We start from the raw sequence: 11,360 nt of genomic DNA, 5'->3' as shown, positions 1-11,360 counted from the left end.
GCTTCGATTTCTCGCATCCGGATTTTCTCGATGCCGACGGCAATACGCGCTTCCTGTCGATCTGGGATCAGGGCGGCGATTTCCGCCCGCCGCCGCAGGCCTTCGGCTATGGCGCCGAGCTGACGCGCGAGCGCCTGAACGCGGCGCTGCAAGCGGCGCGCAAGGGCGGACCGCCCGCCACCGAGCTGGAGCGCCAGTCGCAGCAGGAGCCCGGCTCGCATGCGACCCATGTGGCCAGCATCGCGGCGGGCAACCAGGGCCTGTGTCCCGGTGCGCTGATCGCCGGCGTGCTGATCAGCGTCGAGCCGCCCGGCGACGACTATGCCGCGCGGCGCTGGACCTTCAGCGATGCCTCGCGCATCGTCCATGCGGTCGAATATCTGCTGGCCGTTGCCGAGCGCGAGGGCCTGCCGCTGTCGATCAATATCAGCCTGGGGACCAACGGCGGCTCGCACGACGGCGCCAATGGCACCTGCCGCTGGCTCGACGCGTTCCTCGCCACGCCGGGCCGCGCGATCTCGATCGCGGCCCGCAATGCGGGACAGGAGCGTCCCACCGACGAGGACCGCTTCGGCTGGATCATGGGCCGCATCCATACCAGCGGCAAGATCGCGGCCAAGGGCCTGACGGTCGAACTCGAATGGATCGTGGTCGGCGACGGCATCGCGGACCTGTCCGAGAACGAGCTGGAGATCTGGTACGGCGCGCAGGACCGCTTCACGGTCTCGGTGCAGCCGCCGGGCTCCACCGAGTGGTACGAGGTCGCGCCGCGGCAGTACATCGAGAATCGCAGGCTGCCTGATGGCACCGTGCTGTCGGTCTACAACGAGCTCTACCATCCGTCCAACGGCGACAACTACATCGGCGTCTATCTGTCGCCCTTCCTCGATGCGCGCGCCTATACGCCGATCACGGCCGGCGTGTGGAAGGTGCGGCTGCACGGCGACGAGATCCGCGACGGCAGCTTTCACGCATGGATCGAACGCGACGATCCGATGGAGCTGCAGCGCCGGCGCGAGCTGGCGGCCTACCGCTTTCCGTCGTTCTTCGCCGAGGCGACCAACGTCGATTCGCATTCGATCAATTCGCTCGCCTGCGCGCATTGGGTGATCGGCGTGGCGAACGCCGACGCGGAGCAGGCACGGGTCCATATCTCCAGCAGCCAGGGGCCGACGCGCGACGGGCGCAACAAGCCCGATGTCTGCGCGCCGGGCACCGGCATCGTTGCCGCCAACGGCTTCGTCGAGGGCGGCGGCTGGGTCGCGATGACCGGCACCAGCATGGCCAGTCCCTATGTGTGCGGCGTCATCGGGCTGATGCTGGCCGCCAAGCCGACGCTGACGGCGGCGCAGTGCCAGGGGATTCTGCGGCGCACCGCGCGGCCGTTGCCCTCGCACGACTACGCCTGGCGCAACGACGCGGGCTACGGCCTGATCGACCCGGTCGCCGCGATCGAGGAGGCGCGCGCCTTCGACGAGCGCCGCGAGCGGCGTGACCCACCAGCGCGGAGGCGCGCATGAAGATCCGCCTGTTCCAGTCCTATCAGGGCGACTGCCTGCTCATCGAGGCGGCGTCGGGCCATCGGATGCTGTGCGATGGCGGCACCGGCGCGGCGATGCGCGATTTCGTCGCGCCGTCGCTGGAGCGGCTCGCGCGCGACGACGCCATGCTCGATCTGGTCTACGTCTCCCATATCGACGACGACCACCTGGGCGGCATTCTCGCGATGCTCGAGGCCGCGCTCGAATGGAAGGTCTACGACTACCACGCCGAGCGCGGCGATCCGCCGGCCAAGCCGGCGTCGCGCCGCGTGCCGCGCATCGGCGCGCTGTGGCACAACGCCTTCCACGACCAGATCGGCGCCAACGCGGGACCGATCCACTCGCTGCTCGCGGCCAGCGCGCGGGCGTTGCGGGCCAGCCACGTCGAGCCGCTCGAGGTGCTCGGGCGCGAGTACGCCCGCATTGCCAACTCGGTGCCGCAGGCGCTGCGGGTGTCCCGGCTGGTCAAGGCCGACCTGCTCGATATTCCGTTGAATCCGCCATTGGGCGAGGTGGTAACGCCGGCGTCGGCGTCAGCGTCAGCGTCGGCGTCAGCGTCGGCGTCGGCGTCGGCGTCGGCCGGCAAGCTGATCATCGCGCGGCCGGATGCCGCCGCGCAGGCGCTCGGCTCGCTGCGCATCCGCGTGCTCGGCCCCACCGCCGCGGAACTGAAGCGGCTGCGCGAAGGCTGGAACCACTGGCTGCGCGATCCCGCCAATCGGCTGCGTGCCCAGGCCATCCGCGACCGCTATGCCAGCGGGCTGCTGGCGATGGCTGGCGGCCGGGCCGACGATCCATTCGACCTGCGCGAGTGGGAGGGCACGCCGTCATACCAGGGCGTCACCACGCCGAATATCGCGTCGCTGATCCTGCTGGTCGAAGAGGAAGACCGTCGCGTGCTGCTGACCGGCGACGCGCATCCCGACATGATCCTGGCCGGGCTGAAGCAGGCCGAACTGCTGCGCGATGGCGCGCTGCACGTCGACGTGCTGAAGGTCCAGCATCACGGCTCCGAGCACAATATGTCGCCGGCGTTCTGCCGCACGGTGTCGGCCGACCATTACCTGTTCTGCGGCAACGGCGCACATACCAACCCGGAGCTGACCGTGCTCGACGCCCTGCTGGCCGCGCGCGTCGGCTCCGCCGAGCAGCGGGCACGCGCGCCGGAGGCCGAATCGCGGCCCTTCACGTTCTGGTTCAATACCACCGCCGCGGCGCAGACCCAGCAAAGCCATATCGCCCACATGGAGCGGGTCCAGCGTTGGGCCGACGCCGCGCTGCGCAAGCACGGTCCGCGGCTGCGGGTGCGCTTCGTCGAAGGCGCCTACGCCAGCCTGACGCTGCGCTGAGCGGCAGCATCGGCGCGGCCATGTCGGTGCGCGATCCGGCGGCTATTTGAGAGCGTGCTCGAAGGCGACCGCCGGCGCGGACAGGCGCCGGTCCAGTTGCCCCGCCAGTTCCAGCGCGGCCTCGGCAAAACGCTCGCGCAGCTGCTCGGCCAGGCTGGGAATGCCGCGATGGCTGGCGCGCAGCATCTGGATCTCGAAGGCCATCGCCGGCTGGATCTCGTGCAGCGAGACCGCCTGCGGATCGCTGCCGAGGGCGGTGTACTGGTCCAGCAGCGCCACGCCCAGCCCGCTCTCGACCAACTTGCGCGCCAGCGAATAGGTCTGGACTTCCAGCGTCGAGCGCGGCTCCAGCGCATTGCGCGCCAGCAGCTGGCGCACCATCAGGCCAAGCGAGCTGTGATCGTCGTAGCCGATGAAGGCGCGGTCCATCAGCCTGGCCATCGGCAACGGCGTGCGCCGCGTCGCCCCGGACAGCGGCTGGCCGCGCGGCACCGCCAGCAGCATGCGGCCTTCGGCGACGGTCTGCGCGGCGATCGCCTCGTGCGGCGGCGGCGCGAAGGCGAAGCCGATATCGATCTGGTTGCGCAGCAGGCCCTGCACGATCTCGTCGGTATGGTGGGTCAGCACCTGCACCTGGGTGTCGGGATGACGGGCGCAGAAGCGCTGCAGCGCCGGCACCAGCAGCGGATCGGCCAGGCTGGGCGTCGCCGCCACGCGCAGCCGGCCGGCGCCCTTGTGGCGCAGGCTCTCGGAGACCCGCCGCACGCGGTCGATCTCGCCATATAGCCGCTCGACATCGCCGTACAGCGCGGTGGCCTCGGGCGTCGGCCGCAGCCGGCCCTTGGCGCGGTCGAACAGGCGGAAGCCGAGCGAGGCCTCCGCATGCTGCAGCACGCGCGTGACCACCGGCTGCGAGACATGCAGCAGCCGCGCCGCCTCGCTGACGGTGCCGGTCAGCATCACGGCGCGGAAGATCTCGATCTGTCGCAGGCGCATGGGAATTCCGGGGGGCCGGGCAGGGTATAGCCGAAAGACATATTCTGGCACGTCTTCGCATTGGGCAGCCGGGCCGCCCTGCTCTACCCTTGCGGGATCGCAAACCGGTAGGGACGGATACGGCAATGAAGGTGGTGATCACCGGCGCCGGCGTGGTCGGCATGGCCACCGCCTGGCAACTGGCCAACGACGGCCATGAGGTCACGGTGCTGGAGCGGCGCGACGGCCCGGGGCTGGAGACCAGCTTCGCCAACGGCGGCCAGCTCAGCTACAGCTATGTCGCGCCGCTGGCCGGTCCGGGCGTGCTGTCCAAGGTGCCCGGCTGGCTGCTGCGCCGCGACGCGCCGCTGCGCTGGCGGCCGCGGCTGGACCTCGCCCAATGGCGCTGGCTGGCGGCCTTCGTCGGCGCCTGCAATGCCTCGCGCAGCGATGCCACCACGCGCAAGCTGCTGCGGCTGGCCTTCCATTCGCGCGACCGCATGCGGGCCTTGCTGGACGAGCACCAGATCGACTTCGATTTTGCGCGGCGCGGCAAGCTGATCGTCCATCGCGACGCCGCCAGTTTCGATGCCGCGCGCCGGCTGCTGGACTTCCAGGCCGGGCTCGGCAGCGAGCAGCATGCGCTGGACCGCGACGCCTGCGTCGCGCTGGAGCCGGCGCTGGCCGGCATCCGCGACCAGATCGCCGGCGCGATCCATACGCCCAGCGAGGAGGTGGCCGACTGCCACCGCTTCTGCGTCGGGCTGGCCCACCTGCTGCGCCAGCATCCCAATGTGTCGCTGCGCTTCGGCACCGCGGTGCGCGCGATCGAACGCCAGGACGACGCGGCCCGCGGCGTGCATACCGACAGCGGCTTCGAGGCCGCCGACGCGGTGGTGCTGGCCGGCGGCATCGGCAGCGCGACGCTGCTGCGGCCGCTCGGACTGCGCGCGCCGCTGTGGCCGCTGAAGGGGTACAGCATCACGGTCCCCGTCGGCACCGGTGCGCAGGCGCCGCATATCAGCGTCACCGACTTCGCGCGCAAGATCGTCTATGCCCGCATCGGCAATACGCTGCGCGTGGCCGGCATGGCAGACCTGACGCGGCCCGATACACGGATCGACGAACGCCGGGCCGCGACGCTGCTGGACGAGACCCGCTCGGTGTTCGGCGGCATCGCCGGCGACCGGTCCCTGTCCGACCTGCAGCCGTGGGCCGGGCTGCGCCCTGCCACGCCGAGCGGCCTGCCGCTGATCGGACAGTCGCGGCTGCGCAACCTGTGGCTCAATATCGGCCACGGCGGATTGGGGTTTACGCTGGCGATGGGCAGCGCGGGCCTGCTGGCGGATACGATGGCGGGGCGGCCGCCCGCGGTCGACCCCGCGGACTACAGCGCAACGCTGGCGTAGCGCCCGGCTGCGGCGCGTACGGACACAAGAGCGGAACGAGGAGCCGCCGCTTGCACGGCCCTTGCTAGCAGCACAACCGATGTCGCGTTTCAACAAGAGCCGTTCCACAACCAAGGAGAGCCTGACCATGAAACTGCCTACCGCCACCCGCATCGCGCCTCGACCGGCGCGCCGTTCGCTGCGACCCGCGCTGGCCGCGCTGCTGACCGCCGCGCTCGCTTGCGGTGCGTTCGGCACCATCGGCGCCGCCCATGCCCAGCAGAACGACACGCTGGCCAAGATCAAGCAGAACGGCGTGATCACCCTGGGCCATCGCGAATCGTCGATCCCGTTCTCCTATACCAATGGCCGCGAGGTCATGGGGTATTCGCACGAGATCATGATGGCGATCGTCGACAAGGTGAAGACGCAGCTGAACATGCCGAACCTGCAGGTGCGGATGATCCCGATCACCTCGCAGAACCGCATCTCGCTGATGCAGAACGGCACCATCGATCTCGAATGCGGCTCGACCACCAACAACCTCGAGCGCCAGAAGCAGGTGGGCTTCACCAACAGCCTGTTCGTCTACGGCATCCGCATGCTGGTGCGCAAGGACGCCGGCGTGAAGGACTTCGACGATCTGAAGGGCCGCAACGTGGTGACCACCGCCGGCACTACCGGTGAACGCCTGCTGGTCAAGATGAACGGCGAGAAGGCGATGAACATGAACCTGACCGGCGCCAAGGACCACGGCCAGGCCTTCCTGATGCTCGAGTCCGGCCGCGCGGTCGCGTTCGTCATGGACGAGCCGCTGCTGTACGGCGAACTGACCAAGGCCAAGAATCCGGGCGAATGGACCGTCGCCGGCACGCCGCTGCAGACGGAAAACTACGCCTGCATGCTGCGCAAGGACGATCCGCAGTTCAAGGCGCTCGCCGACGGCGTGATCGCCGACCTGATGAAGTCGGGCAAGGCCGAGCAGCTGTACAAGAAGTGGTTCCAGTCGCCGATCCCGCCGCGCGGCATCAACATGAACTACCCGCTGTCGGCCGAGATGAAGGACCTGTTCGCGAACCCGAACGACAAGGCGTTCCAGTAAGCGTCTCGGTCCCTGGCTGAAAGAAGTCCGCATCGGCGCGCACTGCCGATGCGGACTTTTCTCATTGTGGGCACGCCTCCATCCGAAACGTAAAGTGCGTGCATTTTTCAGAAGCTTCGATGTGGCGCGATCGGCAAGCTACGCAGGTCTCAACCCCAGCATTGCCGATCATGGTTCCGACTTACGACTCTTGCTACAAGCTGCTGTTTTCCGCCCCTCAATTGGTGCGCGAACTGATTACGGGATTCATTCCGGTCGACCGGCTGCACAGCCTTGACTACGACACGCTGGAGCGAAGGTGTCTTGTTGCTGCCCGAATTGGTCAACCTGATGGAGGTCAATATGAGCCTGGTGCTATCGTTGCATACCTACCGGCAAGCCGGCGTGCTCGAAGGCAAGCTGGAGGGCAAGCTGGAGGGCAAGCAGGAAGGTGAAGCGCACGTGCTGCGGAAAGTCCTGGTCCAGCGCTTCGGGCCGCTCCCGCCGGATATTGCGTCCCGAATCGCCGTCGCCAGCCCGGTGCAACTGGAAGCATGGGTCGACCGTCTCGGCGCCGCGCAGTGCCTCGATGACGTCTTTGAGGATCCGAACGGAGAATCGAGAGACGTCTGACGAGTGAGATGCCTCGTCAGGCGGCGTGGGCTCGGGCTGAGCGCTCGGGCAAAGCAAATCGCATCGCCCAAAAACAAAACCCCCCGAAGGCAGGCCTTCGGGGGGTTTTGCACTACTGGCGGAGAGGGTGGGATTCGAACCCACGGTACCGTTGCCGGTACGCCTGATTTCGAGTCAGGTACATTCGACCACTCTGCCACCTCTCCTGAACTGGTCGCGTTGCGGCGAAACCGAGATTATAGAGAAGTCAAAAACAGACTGCAAGAGGGTCGGCGCCTTTTTGCGCACGACTTCCTGCTCGCGGCTTCGCCGGCTTCAGGCCTCCGGTTCCAGCCGCGTCAGGCCGCCCAGATACGGCTGCAGCGCGGTCGGCACCGTGACCGAACCGTCCGCGTTCTGGTAGTTCTCCAGAATTGCCACCAGCGTGCGGCCGACGGCCAGGCCCGAGCCGTTCAGCGTGTGCACGAGCTCGGGCTTGCCCTGGCCGGCGCGGTAGCGTGCCTGCATGCGGCGCGCCTGGAAGTCGCCCATGTTCGAGCAGGAGCTGATCTCGCGATAGGTGTTCTGCGCGGGGATCCACACTTCCAGGTCGTAGGTCTTGGTGCTGCCGAAGCCCATGTCGCCGGTGCACAGCACGATGGTGCGGAACGGCAGGTCCAGCTTCTTCAGGATCGCCTCGGCATGGCCGGTCAGTTGCTCCAGCGCGTCGAACGATTCCTCGGGGCGCACGATATGGACCAGCTCGACCTTGTCGAACTGGTGCTGGCGGATCATGCCGCGCGTGTCCTTACCGTAGGAGCCCGCCTCCGAGCGGAAGCACGGCGTATGGGCGACGAAGCGCAGCGGCAGCTCGTCGGCCGACGCGATGGCGTCGCGCATCAGATTGGTCAGCGGCACCTCGGCGGTCGGAATCAGGTAGTAGTTCTCGATCCGCTCGCCGCCGTCCGCGCCCTCGCCGCCCACCTGGCGCGGCACCTTGAACAGGTCGTCCTCGAACTTGGGCAGCTGGCCGGTGCCGCGCATCGACGCCGCATTGACGATATACGGCACGTACATCTCGGTGTAGCCGTGCTCGAGCGTATGGGTGTCGATCATCAGCTGGACCAGCGCGCGATGCATGCGCGCGATGCCGCCGCGCAGTACCGCGAAGCGCGAGCCGGTGATCTTGGCCGCGCTCTCGAAATCGAGGCCGAGCCGCTCGCCCACGTCGACGTGGTCGCGCACCGCGAAGTCGAAGCTGCGCGGCGTGCCGACGCGGCGCACTTCGACGTTGTCGTTTTCGTCCTTGCCGACCGGCACGCTGTCGTGCGGCAGATTCGGCAGCGACAGCATCAGCTGCTGCAGCTGGGCCTGGATGTCGTCCAGGCGCGCCGCCGATTCCTTCAGCGTGTCGCCGATACCGCCGACCTCGGCCATCAGCGCCGATGCGTCCTCGCCCTTGCCCTTGGCCATGCCGATCTGCTTGGACAGCGTGTTGCGGCGGGCCTGCAGTTCCTCGGTGCGGGTCTGCAGTTGCTTGCGCTCGCTTTCGAGCGCCTGGAAGGCGCCCAGGTCGAGTTGGAATCCGCGCGTGGCGAGGCGTTGCGCCACGGCGTCGAGGTCTTTGCGGAGCAGCTGGATGTCGAGCATGTTTGCGGGAAAAGCGTGCGGTCGGAGCGATCGGAGCGATCGGGATGCGGCAGGCATGCCGCCGAACCGCACATTTTACTGCACCGCGACAGGAGCCGGCCGCAGTACCGGCCTGCGGCTCGCGGCCCGCGGGCCACGACCGCGCTAGCCGTCTGCCTCGTCCGCCTTGCCGCCCTTGCCCGCCACCTGGCTCTTCTGGCGCCGGTGCCAGGCGTCGTCGAGCTCGCGCAGATGGCGCAGCTTGTCCGAGATCTTGCCCTCCAGGCCGCGCGGCGTGGGCTGGTACCAGCCCTGCGCCTTCAGGTCGTCGGGGAAATAGTGCTCGCCGGCGGCATAGGCCTCGGGCTCGTCGTGCGCGTAGCGGTAGGCATGCCCGTAGCCCAGCTCCTTCATCAGCTTGGTCGGCGCATTGCGCAGATGGACCGGCACCGCGCGCGACTTGTCCTTGGCGACGAAGGCGCGCGCGGCGTTGTAGGCGTTGTAGCCGGCGTTCGACTTGGGCGCGACCGCCAGATAGATCAGCGCCTGCGCCAGCGCCAGTTCACCCTCGGGCGATCCCAGGCGCTCGTAGGTCTCGGCCGCGTCCAGCGTCATGCGTGCCGCGCGCGGATCGGCCAGGCCGATGTCCTCCCACGCCATCCGCACGATGCGGCGGGCCAGGTAGCGCGGATCGGCGCCGCCGTCGAGCATGCGGCAGAACCAGTACAGCGCGGCGTCGGGATCGGAGCCCCGCACCGACTTGTGCAGCGCGCTGATCTGGTCGTAGAACGCATCGCCGCCCTTGTCGAAGCGGCGCAGGTTCTCCGACAGCGCGCTGCCGAGCAGCGCCTTGTCGATCGTCTGTGCGCCGGCGGTACGCGCGGCCCGCGCGACGATCTCGATATTGTTCAGCAGCTTGCGGCCATCGCCGTCGGCGGACGACACGATCAGCTGCAGCGCCTCGTCGTCCCACGCCACGCCGCCCAGCGCCTCGCTGGCGCGCAGTGCGAGCTGGCGCAGCTCCGCGTCGTCCAGGCTCTTGAGCACATAGACCGCGGCCCGCGACAGCAACGCGCCATTGACCTCGAACGACGGGTTCTCCGTGGTCGCGCCGATGAAGGTGAACAGGCCGCTTTCCACATGCGGCAGGAAGGCATCCTGCTGGCTCTTGTTGAAGCGGTGGACCTCGTCGACGAACACCAGCGTGCGGCGCCCGTGCGCGCGGTATTGCTCGGCGCGCTCGACCGCCTCGCGGATGTCCTTGACGCCCGACAGCACCGCCGACAGCGCGATGAACTCGGCATCGAAGGCATCGGCCATCAGGCGGGCCAGCGTGGTCTTGCCGACCCCGGGCGGCCCCCACAGGATCATCGAATGCGGCTCGCCCGATTCGAAGGCCACGCGCAGCGGCTTGCCCGGGCCGAGCAGGTGCTGCTGGCCAATGACCTCGTCGATATTGCGCGGGCGCAGCCGTTCGGCCAGCGGTTGTCGGGAAGCGTCGGAGGGTTCGGAAAACAGCGAGTCCGGCACGGTGGTCAGGGCTTGGGTTTCAGTGCGGGCGGCGCGCGGGTTGCGGTACAGATGTCCGTGCAGGTCGGCGCAGGTGTCGGTGCAGGTGTCGGTGCTCGTCACCAAGGCACGTCACCAGGCACGTCTCCGGGCACGGCTCTGTGCGGGCCGCGCGGCCAGCCAAAGCGCCAGTGTAGTGCATCCGTACGCAACGCCGCCTGGCAGCGCCGAGGCCGGCGCCGCTAGCGCGGAAATGCCACCACGTCGTCGACCTCGACCCGGATGCCGATCCAGTCGCCGACGCCGTGGTCGTGGTGCGACGGCGCCAGCGACAGCACCCTGCCGCCGCTGGCCAGCCGCAGCGTGTAGAGGATCTCGGCGCCGCGGAAGGCCTTGTGCAGGATCTGCGCGCGCAGCGCGCTGGCATCGTCGTGCAGGATGTCGTCGGGGCGGATCAGCACATCGACCTCGGCCACGCCGGGCGCCACGGCGAGGCCATCGCGGCTATGCAGGGTCCCGAGTTCGCAATCGAGTTGCCCCGGCGCGGTCACGCGGGCGGGCATCAGCACGCCCTGCCCGATGAAATCGCCGACGAAGCGCGTGGCGGGCTTGTGATAGAGCTGGTGCGCCGTGCCCCACTGCTCGATCGCGCCGGCATGCATCACGCCGATCTCGTCGGCCATCGCGAAGGCTTCGAGCTGGTCGTGCGTGACCAGGATCGCCGTCGCGCCCTGGGCCTTCAGGATCGCGCGCACCTCCAGGCTCAGGCGCTCGCGCAGGTCCACGTCCAGATTGGAGAACGGCTCGTCGAGCAGCAGCAGCTCCGGGCGCGGTGCCAGCGCGCGGGCCAGCGCCACGCGCTGCTGCTGGCCGCCGGACAGCTCGTGCGGAAAGCGCGCGCCGGCGCCGGCCAGGCCGACCAGCTCCAGCACATCGGCGACGCGCTCTTTCCTGGCCTGCCGGCTCTCCCGATGCAATCCAAAGGCGATGTTGTCGGCGACGCTCAGATGCGGAAACAGCGCGTAGTCCTGGAACACCATGCCGACGCGCCGCCGTTCGGGCGGCACCGCCACGCCCGGCGCCGAAACCAGCTGTCCGTCCAGCACGATCCGTCCGGCACGCAGCGGCTCGAAGCCGGCGATGGCACGCAGCACGGTGGTCTTGCCGCAGCCGCTGGGGCCGAGCAGGCAGCCGATGCTGCCGCGCGCCAGCGAGAACGACAGGTCGTCGATGACGATCTGGCTGTCGAAGCCGTGGCGGATGTGCTCGACCTCCA

General features: G+C 68.7%; 9 protein-coding genes and 1 tRNA gene. 5 read left to right on the top strand and 5 right to left on the bottom strand.

Features of this window, described 5'->3' with window-relative positions:
- The coding region (locus AC6EI8_RS19290; protein WP_498382641.1) for a S8 family serine peptidase at positions 1-1,520 on the top strand (1,520 nt) is incomplete at its 5' end.
- Complete coding sequence (locus tag AC6EI8_RS19285; protein WP_498382640.1) at positions 1,517-2,890, top strand: MBL fold metallo-hydrolase; 1,374 nt, start codon at positions 1,517-1,519, stop codon at positions 2,888-2,890. The genes AC6EI8_RS19290 and AC6EI8_RS19285, both read left to right, overlap by 4 nt.
- A 42-nt stretch (positions 2,891-2,932) precedes the next feature.
- On the opposite strand, the gene AC6EI8_RS19280 is transcribed toward AC6EI8_RS19285, so the two are convergent.
- Complete coding sequence (locus AC6EI8_RS19280) at positions 2,933-3,886, bottom strand: LysR family transcriptional regulator (RefSeq protein WP_149317853.1); 954 nt, start codon at positions 3,884-3,886, stop codon at positions 2,933-2,935.
- 125 nt (positions 3,887-4,011) lie between these two features.
- Here AC6EI8_RS19280 and AC6EI8_RS19275 point away from each other — a divergent pair, with 125 nt between their 5' ends.
- The 3 genes from AC6EI8_RS19275 to AC6EI8_RS19265 all read left to right on the top strand — a co-directional run bounded on the left by AC6EI8_RS19275 (position 4,012) and on the right by AC6EI8_RS19265 (position 6,967).
- Positions 4,012-5,274, top strand: coding sequence for a D-amino acid dehydrogenase (locus AC6EI8_RS19275; protein ID WP_498382639.1), 1,263 nt, complete (start codon positions 4,012-4,014; stop codon positions 5,272-5,274).
- A 127-nt stretch (positions 5,275-5,401) separates the two neighbouring features.
- Positions 5,402-6,355 carry a glutamate/aspartate ABC transporter substrate-binding protein gene (locus AC6EI8_RS19270; protein WP_150084201.1) on the top strand — a complete coding sequence of 318 codons (954 nt, stop codon included), beginning with the start codon at positions 5,402-5,404 and terminating at the stop codon, positions 6,353-6,355.
- A gap of 303 nt (positions 6,356-6,658) precedes the next feature.
- Complete coding sequence (locus AC6EI8_RS19265; RefSeq protein WP_226108291.1) at positions 6,659-6,967, top strand: DUF4351 domain-containing protein; 309 nt, start codon at positions 6,659-6,661, stop codon at positions 6,965-6,967.
- A gap of 116 nt (positions 6,968-7,083) precedes the next feature.
- On the opposite strand, the gene AC6EI8_RS19260 is transcribed toward AC6EI8_RS19265, so the two are convergent.
- The 4 genes from AC6EI8_RS19260 to AC6EI8_RS19245 form a co-directional block, all read right to left on the bottom strand.
- Positions 7,084-7,173, bottom strand: a tRNA-Ser gene (locus AC6EI8_RS19260).
- A 109-nt stretch (positions 7,174-7,282) separates the two neighbouring features.
- On the bottom strand, positions 7,283-8,596 hold the full coding sequence (gene serS / locus AC6EI8_RS19255; protein ID WP_226108293.1) for a serine--tRNA ligase: 1,314 nt from the start codon (positions 8,594-8,596) through the stop codon (positions 7,283-7,285).
- 144 nt (positions 8,597-8,740) lie between these two features.
- Positions 8,741-10,105, bottom strand: coding sequence for a replication-associated recombination protein A (locus AC6EI8_RS19250; RefSeq protein ID WP_149318018.1), 1,365 nt, complete (start codon positions 10,103-10,105; stop codon positions 8,741-8,743).
- Positions 10,106-10,326: 221 nt separating this feature from the next.
- Positions 10,327-11,360: ABC transporter ATP-binding protein (locus tag AC6EI8_RS19245; RefSeq protein WP_498382638.1), on the bottom strand; the 1,034-nt coding region annotated here is incomplete at its 5' end.

This window comes from Cupriavidus sp. R6-3, assembly GCF_059772245.1.
Note: the sequence above shows the minus strand (reverse complement) of the source record. Positions and strands in the feature narration are given on the sequence as shown.